17 protein-coding genes and 1 tRNA gene are annotated in these 21,937 nt (G+C 70.3%); 12 read left to right on the top strand and 6 right to left on the bottom strand.

The genetic code is table 11. From position 1 onward, the window contains the following. Nucleotides 1-312: 312 nt before the first annotated feature. Nucleotides 313-2,997: a DNA polymerase I gene (gene polA / locus KS423_RS05380; RefSeq protein WP_224275527.1), complete on the bottom strand. Its 2,685-nt coding sequence runs from the start codon at nucleotides 2,995-2,997 to the stop codon at nucleotides 313-315. Nucleotides 2,998-3,221: 224 nt separating this feature from the next. Here polA and KS423_RS05385 point away from each other — a divergent pair, with 224 nt between their 5' ends. The 6 genes from KS423_RS05385 to KS423_RS05410 all read left to right on the top strand — a co-directional run bounded on the left by KS423_RS05385 (nucleotide 3,222) and on the right by KS423_RS05410 (nucleotide 10,043). Beyond that, nucleotides 3,222-3,686, top strand: a complete 465-nt coding sequence (locus KS423_RS05385) for a PaaI family thioesterase (RefSeq protein ID WP_224275458.1) — start codon at nucleotides 3,222-3,224, stop codon at nucleotides 3,684-3,686. A gap of 598 nt (nucleotides 3,687-4,284) precedes the next feature. Beyond that, the gene (locus KS423_RS05390) at nucleotides 4,285-5,514 is read left to right on the top strand and encodes a branched-chain amino acid ABC transporter substrate-binding protein (protein ID WP_224275461.1); all 1,230 of its coding nucleotides are present in this window, start codon (nucleotides 4,285-4,287) and stop codon (nucleotides 5,512-5,514) included. A gap of 131 nt (nucleotides 5,515-5,645) precedes the next feature. Then, nucleotides 5,646-6,575 carry a branched-chain amino acid ABC transporter permease gene (locus tag KS423_RS05395; protein WP_224275464.1) on the top strand — a complete coding sequence of 310 codons (930 nt, stop codon included), beginning with the start codon at nucleotides 5,646-5,648 and terminating at the stop codon, nucleotides 6,573-6,575. Between the two features lie 5 nt (nucleotides 6,576-6,580). Next, nucleotides 6,581-8,512, top strand: coding sequence for a branched-chain amino acid ABC transporter permease (locus KS423_RS05400; RefSeq protein ID WP_224275529.1), 1,932 nt, complete (start codon nucleotides 6,581-6,583; stop codon nucleotides 8,510-8,512). Between the two features lie 8 nt (nucleotides 8,513-8,520). Continuing rightward, on the top strand, nucleotides 8,521-9,330 hold the full coding sequence (locus tag KS423_RS05405; protein WP_224275531.1) for an ABC transporter ATP-binding protein: 810 nt from the start codon (nucleotides 8,521-8,523) through the stop codon (nucleotides 9,328-9,330). Next, the gene (locus KS423_RS05410) at nucleotides 9,327-10,043 is read left to right on the top strand and encodes an ABC transporter ATP-binding protein (RefSeq protein ID WP_224275467.1); all 717 of its coding nucleotides are present in this window, start codon (nucleotides 9,327-9,329) and stop codon (nucleotides 10,041-10,043) included. The genes KS423_RS05405 and KS423_RS05410 overlap by 4 nt, the downstream gene beginning before the upstream one ends. A 55-nt stretch (nucleotides 10,044-10,098) precedes the next feature. On the opposite strand, the gene KS423_RS05415 is transcribed toward KS423_RS05410, so the two are convergent. Continuing rightward, entirely contained in the window at nucleotides 10,099-10,713 is a 615-nt protein-coding gene (locus KS423_RS05415) for an ANTAR domain-containing response regulator (protein WP_224275532.1), read from the bottom strand. Nucleotides 10,714-10,851: 138 nt separating this feature from the next. Here KS423_RS05415 and KS423_RS05420 point away from each other — a divergent pair. Both KS423_RS05420 and KS423_RS05425 read left to right on the top strand, forming a co-directional pair. Beyond that, nucleotides 10,852-10,926 (top strand) — tRNA-Leu (locus tag KS423_RS05420). A gap of 268 nt (nucleotides 10,927-11,194) precedes the next feature. Next, nucleotides 11,195-11,830, top strand: coding sequence for a hypothetical protein (locus tag KS423_RS05425; RefSeq protein ID WP_308020138.1), 636 nt, complete (start codon nucleotides 11,195-11,197; stop codon nucleotides 11,828-11,830). A 4-nt stretch (nucleotides 11,831-11,834) separates the two neighbouring features. On the opposite strand, the gene KS423_RS05430 is transcribed toward KS423_RS05425, so the two are convergent. Further along, nucleotides 11,835-11,978, bottom strand: a complete 144-nt coding sequence (locus KS423_RS05430; RefSeq protein ID WP_224275473.1) for a hypothetical protein — start codon at nucleotides 11,976-11,978, stop codon at nucleotides 11,835-11,837. 74 nt (nucleotides 11,979-12,052) lie between these two features. Further along, on the bottom strand, nucleotides 12,053-13,483 hold the full coding sequence (gene pyk, locus KS423_RS05435) for a pyruvate kinase (RefSeq protein WP_224275475.1): 1,431 nt from the start codon (nucleotides 13,481-13,483) through the stop codon (nucleotides 12,053-12,055). Between the two features lie 313 nt (nucleotides 13,484-13,796). On the opposite strand from pyk, the gene KS423_RS05440 reads away from it, so the two are divergent. The 4 genes from KS423_RS05440 to KS423_RS05455 all read left to right on the top strand — a co-directional run bounded on the left by KS423_RS05440 (nucleotide 13,797) and on the right by KS423_RS05455 (nucleotide 19,144). Next, on the top strand, nucleotides 13,797-14,891 hold the full coding sequence (locus KS423_RS05440; protein ID WP_224275478.1) for a substrate-binding domain-containing protein: 1,095 nt from the start codon (nucleotides 13,797-13,799) through the stop codon (nucleotides 14,889-14,891). Beyond that, nucleotides 14,888-16,543 (top strand): VWA domain-containing protein, encoded by a 1,656-nt coding sequence (locus KS423_RS05445; RefSeq protein WP_224275493.1) that lies wholly within the window; start codon nucleotides 14,888-14,890, stop codon nucleotides 16,541-16,543. Before KS423_RS05440 ends, KS423_RS05445 begins: the two co-directional genes overlap by 4 nt. Beyond that, nucleotides 16,530-17,087, top strand: coding sequence for a hypothetical protein (locus KS423_RS05450; RefSeq protein ID WP_224275496.1), 558 nt, complete (start codon nucleotides 16,530-16,532; stop codon nucleotides 17,085-17,087). The genes KS423_RS05445 and KS423_RS05450 overlap by 14 nt, the downstream gene beginning before the upstream one ends. A gap of 221 nt (nucleotides 17,088-17,308) precedes the next feature. Beyond that, nucleotides 17,309-19,144, top strand: a complete 1,836-nt coding sequence (locus KS423_RS05455) for a bifunctional UDP-sugar hydrolase/5'-nucleotidase (RefSeq protein WP_224275498.1) — start codon at nucleotides 17,309-17,311, stop codon at nucleotides 19,142-19,144. 257 nt (nucleotides 19,145-19,401) lie between these two features. Here KS423_RS05455 and KS423_RS05460 read toward each other — a convergent pair whose 3' ends face one another. Continuing rightward, nucleotides 19,402-20,859, bottom strand: coding sequence for an aldehyde dehydrogenase family protein (locus KS423_RS05460; protein WP_224275535.1), 1,458 nt, complete (start codon nucleotides 20,857-20,859; stop codon nucleotides 19,402-19,404). Nucleotides 20,860-20,908: 49 nt separating this feature from the next. Continuing rightward, a complete protein-coding gene (locus KS423_RS05465) occupies nucleotides 20,909-21,775 on the bottom strand; it encodes a helix-turn-helix transcriptional regulator (RefSeq protein ID WP_224275501.1) in 867 nt (288 codons plus the stop codon). Nucleotides 21,776-21,937 lie beyond the last annotated feature (162 nt).

Consider the following 21,937-nt stretch of genomic DNA (forward strand, 5'->3'; position numbering starts at 1 on the left):
GACGGCTCGGCGGTCGCCGTCACGCTCGGCGTGGCCGCTCCCGCCCCGGCCGAGGCCGTCGGCCCGTCCCCGCCGCCGGAGGCCGCCCAGACCGAGCCGCCCACCAGCACCAGTGCCGCCAGCCCGGCCGGCACCACCAGCCGGGGCTGAAGGAACCTCCGCCGCCGCGTTCCCTCGTCCGTTCCCGCCGTCGTCGCTTCCGCCATCGCCGTTCCCCCCGCTCACAGCCGCGCCCACTGCGCGGCGGACCGGCAGGATCGTAGCGACGGGCCCGGACACTCGCGCGCCCGGGCCCGCCCGGAAACCATCGCGTCAGTGCGCGGCGGCCTCCCAGTTCGGGCCGACGCCGACGGAGACGTCCAGCGGGGCGCGCAGCGGGTAGGCGCCCGCCATCTGCTCGCGGACGAGGGCCTCGACCTGCTCGCGCTCGCCCGGGGCCAGCTCCAGCACGATTTCGTCGTGCACCTGGAGCAGCATCCGGGAGGTGAGGCCGGCCGTGCGCAGCGCCTCGTCCACCCGGAGCATGGCGATCTTGACGATGTCGGCGGCCGAGCCCTGGATCGGGGCGTTCAGGGCCATCCGCTCGGCCATCTCGCGGCGCTGGCGGTTGTCGCTGTTGAGGTCCGGCAGGTAGCGGCGGCGGCCGAGCAGGGTCTCGGTGTAGCCCGTCGCCCGGGCCTCGTCGACGACCCGGCGCAGGTAGTCCCGCACGCCGCCGAAGCGCTCGAAGTAGGTGTCCATCAGGCCCTGGGCCTCGGCCGGCTTGATGCCGAGCTGCTGCGAGAGCCCGTACGCGGACAGCCCGTACGCCAGGCCGTAGGACATCGCCTTGATCTTGCGGCGCATCTCGGCGTCCACCGCGGCGCGCGGCACCTCGAAGACCTGGGAGGCGACGGTGTTGTGGAGGTCCTCGCCGGAGGCGAAGGCCTCGATCAGCGCCTCGTCCTCGGACAGGTGCGCCATGATCCGCAGCTCGATCTGCGAGTAGTCGGCGGTGAGCAGCGACTCGTAGCCCTCGCCGACGATGAAGGCGCGGCGGATCGCCCGGCCCTCCTCGGTGCGGACCGGGATGTTCTGCAGGTTCGGGTCCTGCGAGGAGAGCCGGCCGGTGGCGGCGACCATCTGGTTGAAGGTGGTGTGGATGCGGCCCTTGGGCGAGACGGTCTTGAGCAGGCCCTCGACGGTGGTGCGCAGCTTGGCCTGGTCGCGGTGGCGCAGCAGGATGACCGGCAGTTCGTTGTCGGTCTGGGTGGCCAGCCAGGTGAGCGCGTCGGCGTCGGTGGTGTAGCCGGTCTTGATCTTCTTGGTCTTGGGGAGCGCGAGCTCGCCGAAGAGGATCTCCTGGAGCTGCTTGGGCGAGCCGAGGTTGAACTCGTGCCCGGCGGCGGCGTGCGCCTCCTCCACCACGCGCTGGATCTCGGCGGCGAACTGGGCCTCCAGGCCGGTGAGCCACTGGCGGTCGGCGGCGATGCCGTAGCGCTCCATGCGGGCCAGCAGGTCGGCGATGGGCAGTTCCATGTCGTGCATCAGCCCGGTGGCGCCGACCTCGGCGAGGCGGGTGTCGAAGAGCGCGGCGAGGTCGAGCACGGCGCGGGCCTGCAGCATCAGCGACTGGGCGTGCGCGGTCGGGTCCTCCTCCGGTGCGTCGAAGGCGAGTTGGCCGCTCTCGGCGGCGGGGGCCGGGCTGAGCGAGCGGGCCAGGTACTCCTCGGAGAGCACCTCCAGGGTGAAGGTGCGGCGGCCGGGCTTCTCCAGGTAGGCGGCGAGCGCGGTGTCGGCGACGACGCCCTGGATCGTCCAGCCGCGCTCCGCGAAGGCGCGCTTGACCTGCTTGGCGATGTGCAGGGCCTTGGGGGCGGTGGCGTCGGCGAGCCAGTCGGCGAAGGCCCGCTCGTCCTCCTCCGCGAGCAGCGCCGGGTCGAACCAGGCGGCGGCCTCCCCGGCGGCGAGGGCCACTTCGGTGACCTCGCCGGCGCCGAGCGCCCACTGGTAGACGGCGGCGAGCGCGACGGTGGTCTTGCCGTCGGAGGCGTGCTCGGCCAGCCAGGCGGCCAGGGTGCCCGGGTCGGTGAGGAGTTCGCCGTCCACCTCGACGCCGGGGGCGAGCTCGGCGGCTTCCTCCTCGCCGGCGGACGGGTCGATGCCGAAGACCCGGTCGCGGAAGTTGGCGTTGCGGAACTCCAGCGACTCCATCAGGGTGCCGACGGCGCCCTTGTCGAACGGCTTGCGGTCCAGGTCGGCGACGCCGAGCGGGAGTTCGACGTCGCGCACCAGCTCGGTGAGCACCCGGTTGCGCCTGACCGAGTCGAGGTGGTCGCGCAGCTTCTCGCCGATCTTGCCCTTGACCTCGTCGGCGCGGGCGACGAGTTCGTCGAAGGAGCCGAACTGGTTGACCCACTTGGCGGCGGTCTTCTCGCCGACGCCGGGGATGCCGGGCAGGTTGTCGGACGGGTCCCCGCGCAGCGCGGCGAGGTCCGGGTACTGGCGCGGGGTGACGCCGTACTTCTCGGTGACCTTCTCCGGGGTGAAGCGGGTGAGCTCGGAGACGCCCTTGGTCGGGTAGAGCACGGTGATGTGGTCGGTGACCAGCTGGAGCGAGTCACGGTCGCCGGTGACGATGTCGACGTCGTAGCCGGCCGCCTCGGCGGCGGTGGCCAGGGTGGCGATGATGTCGTCGGCCTCGAAGCCCTCGGCCGTCAGCCGGGGGACGTTCATGGCGTCGAGCAGTTCGCCGATCAGGCCGACCTGGCTGCGGAACTCGTCCGGCGTCTTGGCGCGGTTGGCCTTGTAGTCGGGGAACTCGACGGAGCGGAAGGTCTGCCGGGAGAGGTCGAAGGCGACGGCGAGGTGGGTGGGCTGCTCGTCCCGGACGGTGTTGGCGAGCATCGAGGCGAAGCCGTAGACCGCGTTGGTGGGCTGGCCGGTGGAGGTGTTGAAGTTCTCCACGGGCAGGGCGTAGAAGGCCCGGTAGGCCATCGAGTGCCCGTCGAGCAGCATCAGCCGGGGCCGCGGGCCGGCCCCGCCGCCACCCGTCGCGCCCTTGTCCGTACTCTGCGTAGCCACGTCAACGTCCGTTCCTGCCGATTCCACTACCGGCCACCGATCCTATGGCCCGGCACCGACAAAAAGGACGCCGCGCCGGTCCGACCGCACCTGCTACCTACGAGTAGGACGGTCGTACGATCACAGGCGGCACATCCCCGAGCGGCAGGAGCTTCCCCATGACCGATGCGGCCCCCGACACCGCCCCCGTCCTGCACGTCCCGCAGGACGTGCTGGACCACTTCGCCAAGCTCGGCGTGAACCCGGAGACCTTCTCCGGCGGCCACCTCGGCGAGAAGCTCGGCATCCGGGTCGTCGAGGCCTCCGGCGACCGCGTGGTCGGCACCATGCCCGTGGAGGGCAACCAGCAGCCGTACGGGCTGCTGCACGGCGGCGCGTCGGCGGCGCTGGCCGAGACGCTGGGCTCGATCGGGGCGATGCTGCACGCCGGCCCCGGCCGGTACGCGGTCGGCGTGGACCTCAACGCCACCCACCACCGCTCGGCCACCTCCGGGCTGGTGACCGGGGTCGCGACGGCCGTGTTCAAGGGCCGTACCGCCGCCACCTACGAGATCGCGATCACCGACGACACCGGCCGGCGGATCACTAGCTGCCGGCTGACCTGCATGCTGCGCGACCTCTGACCCCCAAAGACCCGACAACGTCCGTCAGGCATCCACGAGTTCACTCCGGACGACATCAAGTCCCTTTTCCGCCCCCTTGTTTGACCTTCCGCCACCCTGGGCAGGCGTTGGTCTGGACAAGGGGGCGTTCGCATGTCCGGGCGCAGCCGGCGCACAACCGGCGCCCGTAACGTTGCGTTACAAGTAGGAAATCCGATCAATTGCCGGTTCCGGGGCCTCCAGGCGCCCCGGGGCCGCTCGGTCGCGCCCTCGATGTCCGCAATCCGGACGCTCAAGGTCGAAACCAGGGCATCGGACACCAGTGTCCGATAGTCGGTGCTGCCAGCTGCAACCCCCATTTCTGGCCCTTGCATCGCCCCACCAGCGCGTAAACGCCCGACATCGCGGGGTCGATCGAGCCGGAACGACCACATGGTGAGACAAATGCTCTGTGTGCTCATAACAAGAGAATCACAGCCTGCTCCCAACACTGCCCGAGCCGCCCAACGGCATCTAGAGTCACGGCCAGTCACCGCGCCATTCGATTGGGCCAGGCCCTCCGCGCATTTCGGCTCCCGCCACTCAGGCGCGGGCGCCTCCTGAACCGAAGGGGACCCTCGTGCGTCACCGTTCAGCAGTTGTCGTGAGCATTGCCGTGATCGGCGCCCTCAGCCTCAGCGCCTGCGGCTCCCGCGGAGAGAAGAAGAGCGGCGACGGCGGCAACGCCAACTCCGGCGCCACCACCGTCGTCATCGGTGTCGACGCCCCGCTCACCGGCGACCTCTCCGCCCTCGGCCTCGGCATCCGCAACTCCGTCGACCTCGCGGTCAAGAAGGCCAACGAGACCAACGAGGTCCCCGGCGTCAAGTTCGAGATCAAGGCCCTCGACGACACCGGCAAGCCCGCCCCCGGCCAGCAGAACGCCACCCAGCTGGTCGGCGACTCCAAGGTCCTCGGCGTCGTCGGCCCGCTCAACTCCAGTGTGGCGCAGTCGATGCAGCAGATCTTCGACGACGCGAACCTGGTCGAGGTCTCCCCCGCCAACACCGGCGTCGCCCTCAGCCAGGGCGAGAAGTGGGCCAACGGCGAGAAGAAGCGCCCGTTCAAGTCCTACTTCCGCACCGCCACCACCGACGCCGTCCAGGGCCCGTTCGCCGCCCAGTTCCTCTACAACGACGCCAAGAAGACCAAGGTCTTCCTGATCGACGACCAGAAGACCTACGGCGCGGGCCTGGCCGGCACCTTCAAGGGCGAGTTCACCAAGCTCGGCGGCACCCTGGTCGGCGAGGAGCACGTCAACCCCGACGACCGCGACTTCGCCGCCATCGTCACCAAGGTCAGGAGCTCCGGCGCCGAAGCCGTCTACTACGGCGGCGAGTACCCCGCGGCCGGCCCGCTCTCCCTCCAGCTCAAGGAAGCCGGCGTCAGCATCCCGCTGATGGGCGGCGACGGCATGCAGAGCGGCGACTACATCAAGCTCAACCCCAAGAGCGCGGGCGACTACGCCACCGCCGTCGGCCTGCCCGTCGAGACCCTCGACACCGCCAAGAAGTACATCGCCGACTACAAGACGGCCGGCTACAAGGACGCCTACGAGACCTACGGCGGCTACTCCTACGACAGCGCCTGGGCCATCATCCAGGGCGTCAAGCAGGCCGTGAAGGACAACAACGGCAAGGTCCCCGACCGCAAGGCCGTCCGCGACGCCGTCCAGAAGGTCACCTTCGACGGCGTGACCGGCCCGGTCTCCTTCGACGAGTTCGGCGACACCACCAACAAGCAGCTCACCGTCTACGTCGTCAAGGACGGCAAGTGGGCCGTGGAGAAGTCCGGCACCTTCAAGGGCTGACACTCGGTCACCGACAGCACCACCAGCGCCACTTCTCCACCACCGCGCGCGGGGGCGCCACGAGTGCCCCCGCGCGCACCCACATCCACCACCCACGCGGACACCCCCGAACGCACTACGGAGGCCCAGCGGTGCACGACCTACCGCAGCAGCTGGCCAACGGCCTGATCCTCGGCGCCCTCTACGGGCTCGTCGCGATCGGCTACACGATGGTCTACGGCATCGTCCAGCTCATCAACTTCGCCCACGGCGAGATCGTCATGGTCGGCGGCTTCGGCGCCCTGACCGCCTACCTCGCCCTCCCCGGCGGCACCACCCTGTGGCTGGCCCTGCCGCTCATGCTGATCGCCGGCATCCTGGTCTCCACCCTCACCGCCGTCGCCGCCGAGCGCTTCGCCTACCGCCCCCTGCGCAACGCGCCCCGGCTGGCCCCGCTGATCACCGCCATCGGGCTGTCCATCTTCCTCCAGCAGCTCGTCTTCTCGTTCTACCCGGACGCCAAGAAGGCCCGGGTCTTCCCCAAGCTCCCCGGCGACCCGTTCAGCCTCGGCTCCGTCACCATCCAGCGCAGCGACCTCTTCCTGATCATCGCCGCCCCGCTGTGCATGCTCGCCCTCGGCTGGTTCGTCACCCGCACCCGCTCCGGCCGCGCCATGCAGGCCACCAGCCAGGACCCGGACACCGCCAAGCTGATGGGCATCGACACCGACCGCATCATCGTCATGGCCTTCGCCATCGGCGCCGCGTTCGCCGCCGTCGCCGCCGTCGCCTACGGACTGCGCAGCGGCCAGGTCGACTTCCGGATGGGCTTCATCCTCGGCCTCAAGGCCTTCACCGCCGCCGTCCTCGGCGGCATCGGCAACATCTACGGCGCCATGCTCGGCGGCATCGCCCTCGGCCTCGCCGAAGCCCTCGCCACCGGCTACATCCAGCACCTGCCCGGCATGCACCTCTTCGGGGGCGGCGCCTGGAAGGACGTCTGGGCCTTCGTTCTCCTCATCCTCGTACTCCTGATCCGGCCCCAGGGCCTGCTCGGCGAGCGCGTCGCGGACAGGGCGTGACCACCATGACCACCACCCACACCGAGACGACCCCGGTCATCCCGCTCCCGGCCCGCGCCGCCGCGGCCGTCACCGGGCTCGGCGCCCTCGCCACCGCCGCCTCCGCCGCCATGTCCTGGACCTGGACCTCCGAGTTCCCCGGCGACCTCACGTACTACGGCTCCCCGGCCGGCCTCCAGTGGCTCGCCCTCGCCGCCGGCCTGCTCACCCTCGTCCTGCTGCTCGCCGGCCAGGGCGTCCCCGGCCTGCGCTGGGCCGCCCCCGCCCGCAGCAACAACGCCGTCCTGTACGCCGCCACCGGCGCCCTCGCCGTCGCCGTCTACGCGGTCGCCTCCATCTCCGCCGAACTCGGCGGCCTCGCCAACCTCGAACCCGGCGGCTGGGTACTCACCGCGGGCGGTCTGATCGCCGTCCTCGGCGCCCTCGGCCTGCCGCTCGACCGCCGCACCGCCGTCCCGCTGCGGATCCTCGACAAGCGCCTCTTCCTGCTCGTCCCGGTCGCCCCCGCCGCCTGGTTCGGTGCCCACGCCATCCCCGAGGACAAGCCGGTCGCCCCGGTCATGACCGCCCTGGCCGGCGGCCTCGTCATCGCGGCCGGCGCCGTCCTGCTGCTCCAGCTCGGCCACCTCGCCAACAGCGGGCTGCGGCTCGGCCGGATCGACCGCCCGCTGGCCACGCCGCGCGCGCTCCCCTCCTGGGTCGAGGTGCTGCTGATCGTCCTCGCCTTCGGGATCGGACTGTTCGCGATCACCTTCGGCATCGACACCGAGTACGGCGAACTCTTCACCGGCTACCTGCTGTTCGTCGCCCTCGCCGTCCCCGCCCTCGCCAAGTCCGGCCTGCTCGCCCGGCTGCGCGCGCTGACCGTCAAACACCGCCCGGTCACCACCGGCGCCGCCTTCGCCGCCGCCGCCGGCTTCCCGTTCACCCAGACCAGCGACCAGTACACCTCGGTCGCCACCAACATCCTGATCTTCGCCACCGTCGCCCTCGGCCTCAACATCGTCGTCGGCCTGGCCGGCCTGCTCGACCTCGGGTACGTCGCCTTCCTCGGCGTCGGCGCCTACGCCGCCGCCCTGGTCTCCGGCTCCCCCGCCTCGCCCATCCACGTCCAGTTCCCCTTCTGGGCCGCGATGCTCACCGGCGCGGTCGTCTCGATGATCTTCGGCGTCCTGATCGGCGCCCCCACCCTGCGGCTGCGCGGCGACTACCTCGCCATCGTCACCCTCGGGTTCGGTGAGATCTTCCGCATCACCATGCTCAACCTCAACGGCACCACCGGCCCCAAGGTCACCAACGGCTCCAACGGCATCCCCCGCATCCCGGACCTCCAGATCTTCGGCTTCGACCTCGGCGACCCGCACACCGTCCTCGGCGTCGAACTCGGCCGCTTCTCCAACTACTACCTGCTGATGCTGCTGGTCACCGCCCTCGTCGTGCTGGTCTTCGCCCGGGTCGGCAACTCCCGCATCGGCCGCGCCTGGGTCGCCATCCGCGAGGACGAGACCGCCGCCGAGGCCATGGGCATCAACGGCTTCCGGCTCAAGCTGCTCGCCTTCGCCCTCGGCGCCCTGCTGGCCGGCCTGGCCGGCACCGTCCAGGCCCACGTCAGCTACACCGTCACCCCCGACCAGTACACCTTCGCCGAAGCCCTCCCGCCGAACTCCGCCTTCCTGCTCGCCGCGGTCATCCTCGGCGGCATGGGCACCATCAGCGGCCCGCTGGCCGGCGCCACCCTGCTCTTCCTCATCCCGAAGAAGCTCGAATTCCTCGCCGACTACCAGCTCCTCGCCTTCGGCGCCGCCCTCATCGTGCTCATGCGGGTGCGTCCCGAGGGCCTCATCCCCAACCGGCGCCGGCAGCTGGAGTTCCACGAGGCCTCCGTCCCGGCCCAGGCCTCCGACGAGCCGACCGCACTCACCAAGGCAGGGGCGTGACCGACCCGATGACCACCACCGCCGCACCCCTGCTCGAAGTCACCGGCGTCACCATGCGCTTCGGCGGCCTCACCGCGGTCAACGACGTCTCGCTGACCGTCGGCGAGGGCGAGATCATCGGTCTGATCGGCCCCAACGGCGCCGGCAAGACCACCTTCTTCAACTGCCTCACCGGCCTGTACGTCCCCACCGAGGGCGCCGTCCGCTTCCGCGACACCCTGCTGCCGCCCAAGCCCCACCTGGTCACCCAGGCCGGCATCGCCCGCACCTTCCAGAACATCCGGCTGTTCGCCAACATGACCGTCCTGGAGAACGTCCTGGTCGGCCGGCACACCCGCACCAAGGAGGGCATCTTCTCCGCCATCCTGCGCGGCCCCGGCTACCACCGCGCCGAGGCGCAGAGCCGCGAGAAGGCCATGGAACTCCTGGAGTTCACCGGCCTCGCCGAGAAGGCCGACCACCTCGCCCGCAACCTCCCGTACGGCGAGCAGCGCAAGCTGGAGATCGCCCGCGCACTGGCCTCCGAACCCGGCCTGCTGCTGCTCGACGAACCCACCGCCGGCATGAACCCCCAGGAGACCCGGGCCGCCGAGGAACTCGTCTTCGCGATCCGCGACAAGGGGATCTCCATCCTCGTCATCGAGCACGACATGCGCTTCATCTTCAACCTCTGCGACCGCACCGCGGTGCTCGTCCAGGGCCAGAAGATCGTCGAGGGCGACCGCGAGACCGTCCAGAACGACGAACGCGTCATCACCGCCTACCTGGGCGCCCCGCTCGAAGGCACTAACCCGGCTGTTACGGAGTCCGACCAGTGACCGCACTTCTCGAAGTTCAGGACCTCCGCGTCGCCTACGGCAAGATCGAGGCCGTCAAGGGCATCAGCTTCACCGTCGAACAGGGCGAGGTCACCACCCTCATCGGCACCAACGGCGCCGGCAAGACCACCACCCTGCGCACCCTGTCCGGCCTGCTCAAGCCCACCGCCGGACGGATCACCTTCGACGGCCAGGACCTCTCGACCGTCCCCGCCCACAAGATCGTCGCGCTCGGCCTCGCCCACTCCCCCGAGGGCCGGCACATCTTCCCCCGGATGACCATCGAGGAGAACCTCCTCCTCGGCGCCTTCCTGCGCACCGACGCGGCCGGCATCACGGCCGACGTCGAGCGGGCCTACGGCCTGTTCCCGATCCTCGGCGAACGCCGGCGGCAGGCGGCGGGCACGCTCTCCGGCGGCGAGCAGCAGATGCTCGCGATGGGCCGGGCGCTGATGTCCCAGCCCAAGCTGCTCATGCTGGACGAGCCCTCGATGGGCCTGTCCCCGCTGATGATGCAGAAGATCATGTCCACCATCGTGGAGCTGAAGGCGTCCGGTACGACCATCCTGCTGGTCGAGCAGAACGCCCAGGCGGCGCTGTCACTCTCCGACCGCGGCTACGTCATGGAGACCGGCCGCATCGTCCTCTCCGGGACGGGAGCCGACCTCCTGCACGACGAGTCGGTCCGCAAGGCCTACCTCGGCGAGGACTGACGCCTGTACGCGAAGGGCCCGGCAGAAACGTTCTGCCGGGCCCTTCGCGCATGCCTTATTCGGACTTGCCCTCTTCCGCCTTCTTGCGGTCCTGGGCCTCGCCCTCCTCGATGACCGCCTCGGCCACCGCCGCCATCGTCATCCGACGGTCCATCGAGGTCTTCTGGATCCACCGGAAGGCCGCCGGCTCGTTCAGCCCGAACTTGGTCTGGAGCACACTCTTCGCCCGGTCCACCAGCTTCCGGGTCTCCAGCCGCTGGCTGAGATCCCCGATCTCCTTCTCCAGCGCCCGCATCTCCGCGTACCGGGAGACCGCCATCTCGATCGCCGGCACCAGATCCGACTTCGAGAACGGCTTGACGATGTACGCCATCGCCCCGGCGTCGCGGGCCCGGTCCACCAGCTCCCGCTGCGAGAACGCCGTCAGCATCAGCACGGGGGCCAGGTGCTTCTCGTGGATCTGCTCGGCGGCCGAGAGCCCGTCCAGCACCGGCATCTTCACGTCGAAGATCGCCAGATCCGGCTTCAGCTCCTCCACGAGCCGCACCGCCGTCTCCCCGTCGCCGGCCTCACCGACGACGGTGTACCCCTCCTCCTCCAGCATCTCCTTCAGGTCGAGGCGGATCAGCGCCTCGTCCTCGGCAATCACAATCCGGGTGATCTGGGGCATATCGGTCTCAAGCGGCTGCGCCTGCTCGTCGGCGGTGCTCACGGGGCTCCTAGTTCCGGCGGGGTACTGCATGCACGAGGGTACCTAGACACGGTATGTTTGAGACACGACGCCAAGGCAATCGCCTTCAAATCGTAGGCCCCGATAGCCCAATTGGCATGAGGCAATGGTCTCAAACACCATACAGTGTGGGTTCGAATCCCACTCGGGGCACCTTTCCTTCGATTCGAAGGTTTCAGTATTCGGTCCAACGGTTTTCAAAACTAGGGGATCTTCACTCGACCGAGTGAAGATCCCCTAGTTTGCATGCGGACAACGGCCCCGAGCGGGCAATCTCGCCCATGTGTACGACACCGCGACACGCCAGCGGGCATTGAAGCTCCACGCATCCGGGCTGACCTTCAGCCAGGTCAGCCGTGCGACCGGTATCTCCCGATTCGCGATCCGCGACTGGGCGTCCGGCGCCGTACCCAGCCCACGCATGACGGCCGAACGCCCGATCCGCGACAACCGACTCGATCCCTCGCGCCCGCCTGCCGACTACGCTTACCTGCTCGGCCTCTACCTCGGCGATGGCTGCATCAGCGAGGGTCGCCGCCAGGTCTACGCCCTCCGCATCGCCTGCTGCGACACATGGCCCGGCCTCATCGGCGAGTGCGAGCGGGCAGTCTCCACCGTCATGCCGCACAACAAGGTCAACCGGGTCCAGGCCCCCGGCTGCACGAGCGTCGTCAGCACCAGCAAGCACTGGCCCTGCCTCTTCCCCCAGCACGGCCCCGGCCCGAAGCGCCTGCGACAGATCGCCCTCGCACCCTGGCAGCAGGAGATCGTGGACACCCACCCCTGGGAGTTCTTACGCGGCCTGATCCACTCCGACGGCTGCCGCATCACCAACTGGGCGACCCGCACGGTCGGCGGCGTCAAGAAGCGCTACGAGTACCCGCGTTACTTCTTCACCAACACCTCGACCGACATCGTCGGTCTCTTCACCGCCACCCTCGACGCCGTCGGCGTCCAGTGGAAGCACGCCTCCCGGTCCAACGGCGGCTTCAACATCTCCATCGCCCGCAAGGACTCCGTGGCCCTCATGGACGCCCACATCGGGCCCAAGTACTGACGGCTCAGGCGTCCTCGGGCTCCTCCTCCCCTTGCTGCTCCTCGCGTTCGAAGCGGGCCCTGGCGGCCTCGTAGGCCGCGCCGGCGCCGGGGCGGCTGAGGACCTCCTCGCGGAGGTCGCACCAGAGTGCGTGGTGGTGGTCGCTCATCCCACTGATTCTCACCCGGACCAGCGCGCGGGCGGCATCCCTCACACGGGGGATGCCGCCCGGTGGAATCCCACTCAGACGTCCAGCGTCCCCACGTGGTGGACGCGGACGAGGTTGGTGGAGCCGGCCAGGCCGGGGGGCGAGCCCGCCGTGATGACGACGATGTCGCCCTTCTGGCAGCGGCCGAGCGAGAGCAGCGCCGCGTCGACCTGTTCGACCATCTGGTCCGTCGTCGGGGCGAACGGGCCGAGGAAGGTCTCCACGCCCCAGGTGAGGGCGAGTTGGCTGCGTACGGCCGGTTCGTAGGTGAAGGCGAGCACCGGAATCGGCGAGCGGTAGCGGGTCAGCCGGCGGGCGGTGTCGCCGGACTGGGTGAAGGCGACGAGGTACTTGGCGTGCAGGAAGTCGCCGATCTCGGCGGCCGCGCGGGCGACGGCGCCGCCCTGGGTCCGCGGCTTGCTGCCGGTGGTGAGCGGCGGGAGGCCCGCGGCGAGGATGTCGGTCTCGGCGGCCTCGACGATCCGGGCCATCGTCTTGACCGTCTCGACCGGGTACTTGCCCACCGAGGTCTCCCCGGAGAGCATCACCGCGTCCGTGCCGTCCAGGACGGCGTTGGCGACGTCGGAGGCCTCCGCGCGGGTCGGCCGGGAGGCGTTGATCATCGAGTCGAGCATCTGGGTCGCCACGATGACCGGCTTGGCGTTGCGGCGGGCCAGCTTGATGGCGCGCTTCTGGACCAGCGGGACCTGTTCGAGGGGCATCTCCACGCCCAGGTCGCCGCGGGCCACCATGATCCCGTCGAAGGCGTCGACGACGGACTCCAGGTTCTCCACCGCCTGCGGCTTCTCGATCTTGGCGATCACCGGGACGTGGCGCCCCTCCTCCGCCATGATCCGGTGGACGTCCTCGATGTCCCGCCCGCTGCGGACGAACGAGAGCGCGATGAGGTCGGCCCCGGTCCGCAGCGCCCACCGCAGGTCGGCGACGTCCTTGTCGCCGAGTGCGGGGACGGAGACGGCGATGCCGGGCAGGTTGAGGCCCTTGTGGTCGGAGACCAGGCCGCCCTCGATGACCAGGCACCGCACGTGCGGCCCGTCGACGGCGACGACCTCCAGGGTGACCCGGCCGTCGTCGACCAGGATGCGCTCACCGCGGGTGACGTCCCCGGCGAGCCCGGAATAGGTGGTTCCGCAGCGGTCCTTGTCCCCCACGACGCCCTTGTCGGTGGAGATGGTGAACTCGTCGCCGCGTTCGAGAAGTACCGGCCCGTGGGCGAAGGTGTCGAGCCGGATCTTCGGGCCTTGAAGGTCGACGAGGATGCCGACGCTGCGGCCGGTCTCGTCGGCGGCCTTGCGGACGCGGCGGTAGCGTTCCTCGTGCTCGGCGTGCGTGCCGTGGCTGAGGTTCAGTCGGGCGATGTCCATCCCGGCGTCGACCAGGGACTTGATCTGGTCGTACGAGTCGGTGGCGGGCCCGAGGGTACAGACGATTTTTGCTCGGCGCATAGTGCTGAGACTAGGCATTACCGGTGCGTAACCACGACGCGGGTCCGGACTGCGGGATGACCGTTGCCATAAGGCCAGTTGAACAATCTGACACATCCTCGGACCGCTGTGCGAGCGCCCCTCCCCACGCCCCTCCCGCACGCCCGCCGAGCCACCCGCCGATGCAATTCCGTGAAGGGGTGTTCACCCGCGGTTCACCGCCGCTTCCGCCACCGCTCCCCGCCCGGCGGGACGCTCGTCACCCCCGGGTGGCTGCCCGGGCGCCCCGGGTGACCACCCGGACGAAGTAGCGGACGAGGGGGAGGCGTTCGGCATGCGACGCGCACTGGGAGTGGTTGCGGCCCTGGCCCTGCTGGGCGGGGTCGCCTTCGCGCTGATCCCCGACGACCCGAAGAAGGACACCACCAAGACGGTCACCGTCACCGGCCTGATCGGCTCGGAGAAGCGCGCCTTCTTCGACAACCCGGATGTCAAGGCCGAGTTGGCGAAGCAGGGCCTGGACGTCCGGACCGACTCGACCGGCTCCTGGACGATGAGCGACCAGGCGGACAAGACCCCGGGGCTGGACTTCGCCTTCCCGGCGAGCGCCGCACCGGCGCGGGAGATCCAGCGCATCTGGAAGCTGCAGGACTCCCCGATGGTGCCGTTCTACTCGCCGCTGGTGATCGTGGCCCACGAGCCGGTGGCCCAGGTCCTGAGGAACAACAAGCTGGCCGACGTGGACACCGCCACCGGCGTCTGGACGTTCCGGATGGACGAGTACGTCAACGCGCTGAAGAGCGGCCGCAGATGGGAGGACCTGGCCGGCGCCCGAGAGCACCCCGAGCTGTCCGGCCAGCTCTTCGTGACCACCACCGATCCGGAGAGCTCGTCCTCCGGCGCGATGTACCTCGCGCTGCTCTCCTACATCGCGAACAACCACCAGGTGGTGTCGGACGACACCGGTGTCGCCGCCGTCAAGGACGTCCTGCACACCGCGAACGCGCTGCAGGGCATTCAGAAGAGCAGCAGCGACGAGCCGTTCCGGGACTTCGGCGCGGGGATCGGCAGCCCGCTGATCTTCGCGTACGAGTCGCAGGCCGCCGCCCTGTCGCTGCAGGGCAAGCCCACCGGGGACATGGTGGTGCTGTACCCGGACACCACGGTCTACTCGGACCACACCGTCGTGGCCCACACCGACAACGGCCGCAAGCTCGCCGACGTCCTCCAGAACAACGAGGTGCTGCGCGGTCTGGAGGCCCGGTTCGGGCTCCGGCCGCAGGCCAAGCCGGAGGCCTTCGCGAACCTGATGCGGGACAAGAAACCGACCTTCGCACCCGATCTGACCGCCGCCAAGGTCAAGCAGGCGACCCTGCCCTCGCTGGACAACCTGATCAAGCTGACCGCCGCGGCGAAGGGGACCAAGTGACCATCCCGACGAAACGCCGCGGCCGGATCGTGGCCGCGCTGGCCGCCGTGCTCGCCGCGGCCACCGCCTGCACCTCCTCCGGCGGCACCGGCCCCGGCCCCAAGCCCACCGACCCGCCCGCCGAGACGGCCCGCCCCGGGGTGCTGCGCGTCCTGGCCGGCAGTGAACTCCAGGACCTGGCACCGGTCCTGGAGGACGCGCGGAAGGCCACCGGGGTGACCGTGCAGTTCTCCTGGACGGGCTCCCTGGACGGCGCGGACACCGTCTCCTCGGGCCGGGCCGACGGCAAGTACGACGCCGTGTGGTTCCCGTCCAACCAGTACCTGCGACTCGATCCGGCGGGCAAGTCCAAGGTGGTCTCCGAGACCCCGGTGATGGTCTCGCCGGTGGCGATCGGGGTGCGTTCCTCGGCGCTCGGCGAACTCGGCTGGGGCGACGGCTCGAAGGTCACCTGGGCGCAGGTCGGCGACGCGGCCGCGGCCGGCAAGCTGCCGTACGGGATGGCCGACCCGTCCCGCTCCAACTCGGGCTTCTCCACGCTCGTCGCGGTGGCCTCGGCCTTCTCCGGCGCGGGCGCGGCGCTGACCGACGCGGACGTGCAGAAGGCGAGCCCGCAGCTGAAGGAGTTCTTCAAGGGCCAGAAGCTGACCTCCGGTTCCTCCGGCTGGCTGGCGCAGGCGTACACCCGGGCCGAGTCGGGCGTGGTGGGCGCACTGGTGAACTACGAGTCGGTGCTGCTGTCGCTGAACAAGACGCTGCCGCCGCAGCAGCAGCTGACCGTGGTGCGGCCGGTGGACGGCGTGGTGTCGGCGGACTACCCGCTCTCGCTGATGTCCTCCGCCGCGCCGGAGCAGCGCGACTCCTTCCAGCGGCTGACCACGTACCTGCTCAAGGAGGACGTGCAGAAACGCATCTCCGAGGTGACGCTGCGCCGTCCGGTGACGGCGGGCGTGGCCCCGGCCGCCGGGCTGCCCACGGACCGTCGCAAGGAGCTGCCGTTCCCGGGCACCAGGGCGGTCGCGGACGGCCTGCTGGCCGCGTACCAGAACGAGCTGCGCCGCCCGTCCCGGACGGTGTACGTGCTGGACACCTCGGGCTCGATGGAGGGCCCGCGGATCGCCGCGCTGAAGACCGCGCTGGGTCGGCTGACCGGGGCGGACGACACCCGCGGGGTGCGCCGCTTCCGCGACCGCGAGGAGATCACGCTGCTCTCCTTCGCCTCCTCGGTGAAGTGGACCAAGACCCACGTGGTGCCGGCCACCGGCAGTCAGCCGGGCCCGCAGGCGGAGCTGGCGTCGATCGACGCGGACGTGCAGTCGCTGGCCGCCTCGGGCGGCACGGCGGTGTACTCCTCGCTGGAGGAGGCGTACCGGGTGATCGAGCGCCAGCAGGCGGCGGCCGGCGACGACCGGTTCACCTCGATCGTGCTGATGACCGACGGCGAGAGCAACGCCGGCGCGACGGACGGTGACTTCAAGCGCTTCCACGACGCGCTGCCGGCCGGGGAGAAGTCGATCCCGGTGTTCCCGATCAAGTTCGGGGAGGCGGCGGTGAACCAGCTCCAGGGGATCGCGGACCTGAGCGGCGGCAAGCTGTTCGACGGGACGGGCTCGCTGGACGGGGTGTTCGAGGAGATCCGTGGCTACCAGTGACGGGTTCGGCCCCCGGGTGCTGCGCTACCTGGAGTCGGCCCGGAACCTGGTCGGCTGCGCGGGCGGCGCGGTCGGCCTGGGGCTGCACTTCGCCGGGCTGGGCGGGGCCTGGTGGCCGGGGGTCGTGGCCGGGCTGTACGGGGTGGGCGCGCTGCTGACGCCCGCCCCGGAGCCCCGCCCGGAAACGACGCGCCAAGGGCAGGCGGACGGTCCCGGGTCGCAGGTGCCGGAGCACGGGGAGCCGCCGCGTGCGCTGTCCGAGCCGGAGCCGGCCCCCGCACCCGACCCGGAGCTGGTGGCGCTGGCCGCGTACCTGGACAGCGTGCCGCTGCCGCCCTCGGCCGGGGTGGACGGCCTGCTGGCGGCGCTGCGCGAGGCCGGGCCGGGCCCGAAGGCGGAGCGGATCGTCCGGCACCGGCTGCCGGTCGCGGTGGCCGGTTACCTGCGGGCACGGACCTGGCAGCCCTGGGCGGGGCCGGACGATCCGGACCCGGCGCTCCGGCTGGGCCACGAGGTCGACCGGTTGATGGGCGAACTGTCCTGACCCACCGTCCGCCCTACCACCCCGGACCTCCCCCGTTCCCGTCACGAACGAGTCGCCAAGATCTCACCTCCTGGACAGGTCCGGGGGCTATCCAGCACCCCGGCCCGCACGGCACACTTCTACGCGCGTCCTTCTACGCGCGTCGACGCGTACACGCACACTTGCCAACGAATGCCAGTTGACGGTCCATCCGCCGTCGTTCCCACTCGGGAGAGTCGTCCATGCCCCTGAACCGCCGTGACTTCGTCACCCGGTCCGCCGCCACCGCCGCCGGCGCCGCCCTGGCCGGTGGTGCCGCCCTGGCCGCCGCCCCCTCCGCCGCGGCCGCTCAGCCGGACACGGCGGCCGCCAAGGGCCAGCAGCGCAACCCGCACAAGCAGGCCTTCACCGTCATGGGCACCACCGATCTGCACGGCCGGGTGCTCAACTGGGACTACTTCACCGACGCCGAGTACACCGACAAGGCCCACAACGCGGTCGGCCTCGCCAAGATCTCCACCCTGGCCAACCAGGTGCGTGAGGAGAAGGGCTGGGACCGCTGCCTGCTGATCGACGCCGGCGACACCATCCAGGGCACCCAGCTGTCCTACTACTACGCCCGGATCGAGTCGATCGACACCGAGGCCAACACCGTGCCGGACCACCCGATGGCCGTCGCCATGAACCTCATGGAGTACGACGCCGCCGCACTCGGCAACCACGAGTTCAACTACGGCATCCCGCTCCTGAAGGCCTACCAGGACCAGCTGGAGTTCCCGCTGCTGGGTGCCAACGCGCTGAACGCGAAGAACGAGAAGCCGGCCTTCAAGCCGTACGTGATCAAGGAGCTGCGCCTGGGCGGGGGCCGTCCGGTGAAGGTCGGCATCCTCGGCCTCACCAACCCCGGCATCGCGATCTGGGACAAGGCCAACGTCAGCGGCAAGATGGTCTTCCCGGGCATCGTCGAGACCGCCGCCACCTGGGTGCCGCGGATGAAGGCGGCGGGCGCGGACGTCATCGTGGTCTCCTCGCACTCCGGCTGCGACGAGGCGACCACCTGGGGCGACCAGCTGCCCTGGGCCGAGAACGCCTCGGTGGCGCTGGCGGAGACCGTCCCCGACATCGACGCGGTGCTGGTGGGCCACGCCCACAAGGAGATCGCGCAGCGCCTGGTCGTCAACAAGAAGACCGGCAGGACGGTCGTGCTCTCCGAGCCGCTCTGCTACGGCCAGCGGCTGACCTGCTTCGACTTCGAGGTCGAGTTCGCGGGCGGCGTCTGGAAGGTCGCCTCGGTCTCCTCCCGGCTGCTGAACTCCAACACCGTGCCGGAGAACCCGGAGATCACCAACGCGATCACCCAGCAGCACAAGAAGGTCGTCGCGTACGTCAACCAGAACATCGGCACCAGCAAGATCGAGCTGTCGATCGCCGACGCCCGTTTCAAGGCCACCCCGATCATCGACCTGATCGGCAAGGTCCAGGCCGACGCCGTCAAGGCCGCGCTGGCGGGCGGGCAGTACGCCAACCTCCCGGTGCTGGCCCAGGCCGCCCCGTTCAACCGCACCGCCCTGATCCCGTCCGGCCAGGTCAAGCTGCGCGACGCCGCGGGCCTCTACATCTACGAGAACACCCTGGAGGCCCGCATCCTGACGGGCGCCCAGCTCAAGGACTACCTGGAGTACTCGGTCAAGTACTACAACCAGCTCGCCCCGGGTGCCCCGGTCGACAAGGAGGCCCTGACCGGCGCCGAGGCCACCCCGGACTACAACTACGACTCGGTCTACGGCCTGAGCTACGACATCGACATCGCCCAGCCGAAGGGCCAGCGGATCGTCAACCTGTCCTTCCAGGGCAAGCCGATCGACCCGGCCGCCGAGTTCGTCCTCGCCGTCAACAACTACCGCGCCAACGGCGGCGGCAACTTCCCGCACGTCGCCAAGGCCAAGATGGTCTGGTCGAACTCCGACGAGATCCGCAACACCATGATCGCCTGGGTGAAGGCCAAGGGCACCATCGACCCCGCCGACTTCTTCACCGACTCCTGGCGCCTCGTCCGCGCCGGCCAGCCGGTCTTCTGACCGACAGTCCTCGCCGAAAGGCCGTCGCCCCGCCGGCGACGGCCTTTCGGCCTGTCCGGTGGAGACCGTCTCCCCGTCGAACCGGCCGCTGTCGGACGGCTCGCAACGGTGAGTTCGGCGATCTTGTCCCGATCCCGGCCCCCTTCGGCTTCGAACTCGCCACCGACGGCCTGATCCGCCACCCGGCCTGAACGGTCAGGCAGCGCGGGCCTCCCGGCGGCTGCCGCCAGGAGACCCGCGCGTTCGGCACCCCCGGATCAGAAGGGGAAGACCGCGCGCTCGTGCTGGACGGAGATCCACTTCAGGGTGGTGAAGGCGTCCACCGTGGACTCGCCGTTGAGGCGGCCGACGCCGGAGTTCTTCTCGCCGCCGAAGGGCACGCCCGGCTCGTCGGCGATGGTGCCGCCGTTGACGTGGATCATGCCGGTCTCGATCCGCTGGGCGAGCTTCACGCCGCGCTCGATGTTCGCGGTGTGCACCGCGCCGCTGAGCCCGAACGGCGTGTTGTTGGCGAGCCGCACGGCCTCGTCCTCGCCCTCGAAGGGCACCAGCAGCACGACCGGGCCGAAGAGCTCGTTCCGCAGGATCGGCGCGTCCTCCGCCAGGCCGGTGAGCACCGTCGGCGCCATCAGGCTGCCGACCGTGCTGCCGCGCAGCAGCGCGGTGGCGCCGGCCGCGACCGCCTGGTCGACCTGGGCGGAGAGGACGTCGGCCTGGACGGAGTTGATCAGCGGACCGATGTGGGTGGCCGGGTCCTTCGGGTCGCCGACGGTGAGCGAGGCGACCTTGGCGACGAACTTCTCGGTGAACTCGGCCTCGATGCCGCGGTCCACCAGCACCCGGTTGGCGGCCATGCAGACCTGCCCCTGGTGGACGAAGCGGCTGAACACCGCGGCGTCCACGGCGTGGTCCACGTCGGCGTCGTCCAGCACGATCAGCGCGCTGTTGCCGCCGAGCTCCAGGACCGTCCGCTTGAAGTGCGCGGCGGCGACGGTGGCGACGTGCCGGCCGACCTTGTCGGAGCCGGTGAAGGAGATCACCTTGGGCACCGGGTGCTCGATGAAGCTGTCGCCGATCTCGGCGATGTCGGTGACCACCACGTTCAGCAGGCCGGGCGGCAGCCCCGCGTCCTCGAAGAGCTTCGCGATCAGCCCGCCGCCGACCACCGGGGTCTCCTGGTGCGGCTTGAGGACGACGCCGTTGCCGAGCGCGAGCGCCGGGCCGACGGCCTTGAGCGCCAGGAACAGCGGGAAGTTGAACGGACTGATCACGCCGACCACGCCGACCGGCAGCCGGTAGAGCCGGTTCTCCCGGCCCGGGGCGGGCGAGGCCAGCAGCCGGCCCTCGGAGGCCACCGACAGGTGCAGGCACTCCCGCAGCACGTCCTTGACCAGCGACAGCTCGAAGCCCGCCTTCAGCGCGGTGCCGCCGAGCTCGGTCATGATCGCCCGGACGATCTCCGGCTCACGGTCCTCCAGCAGTCGCAGCGCGCGCTCGAACACCAGCCGCCGCTGGTACGGGTTGGTGGCGGCCCACTCCTTCTGGGCGCGCTCGGCGGCGCGGTAGGCCAGATCGACCTCGGCGATGGTGGCGACGGTGATGGTGGCGAGCTTGTCGCCGGTGTAGGGGTCGACGTCCACGATGTCCCAGGAGCCACTGCCAGTGCGCCACTCACCATCGATGTACTGCAGCGCCAACTCGGAGAAGTACGACATCTGATCCCTCTCATGCACCGACCTGATGGAAATTCATCGTACTGACGTACTACAACTCCTGGCGCACCGCTTGCAGAAGTTCACGGGTCCGCTCCGGGCTCAGGCTGTCGGCGACCAGGTCGTCCATCGCCTGCCGGTACTCGGCCACCTCGGCGGGTTTGTCGAGGTAGAGCGCGGTGGTGAACTGCTCCAGGTACACGACGTCCGCCAACTCGGCCTCGGCGAAGCCCAGGACGGTGAAGGCGCCGCTCTCCGCGCTCAGCCCGGCGTTGCCCAGCGGCAGCACCTGGAGCCGGACGTTGGGCAGCTCGCCGAGCTCCAGCAGCCGGTCCAGCTGGCCGCGCATCTGCTCCGGCCCGCCCCAGGGCCGGCGCAGCGCGGCCTCGTCCAGCACCGCGACCAGTTGCGGTGCCTGCTCGCCGGTCAGCACCGCCTGCCGCCTGAGCCGTACGTCGACCCGGCGCTCGATCTCCTCCGGCCCGTTGGCGTGGCCGCCGGCGGTGACCACTGCCCGGGCGTAGTCGGCGGTCTGGAGCAGCCCGTGGACGAACTGGACCTCGTAGCTGCGGATCTCGGCCGCGGCCTCCTCCAGCCCCAGGTAGTTCTGGAACCAGCCGGGCAGCACGTCCCCGTACTCGTGCCACCAGGAGCTGGCGTTGGCATCGTGCAGCAGCCCGAGGACGGTGGCGCGCTCCTGCTCGGCCTCGACCCCGTACAGGGTCAGCAGGTCGGCCACGTCGCGCTCCTTGAAGCCGACCCTGCCGAGCTCCATCCGGCTGATCTTGGACTCGGAGGCCCGGATCGAGTACCCGGCCTCCTCCCGGCTGACGCCTCTGGCCTCGCGGAGCTTGCGCAGCTGTGTGCCGAGCAGCAGCCGCCGTACGGTGGCGCCCCCGCCTGCCTGAGTCGTGCCCATCGAAGTCAACCTCCGCACTAGCCCAGCCCCCCGGCCGTCGGCGGCAGTCTGCCACCTGGCACCGACGAACAACAGCCTACTGTTCGGGATCACGCCGGGCCTCGGACAACTTCGCACGTTTGTCCGACGGTTGACGCAACCCCGGGGCCGCGCCCGGTCGTC

Origin of the sequence: Streptomyces sp. LS1784 (genome assembly GCF_020103755.1) — a bacterium.
Taxonomy (GTDB): domain Bacteria; phylum Actinomycetota; class Actinomycetes; order Streptomycetales; family Streptomycetaceae; genus Kitasatospora.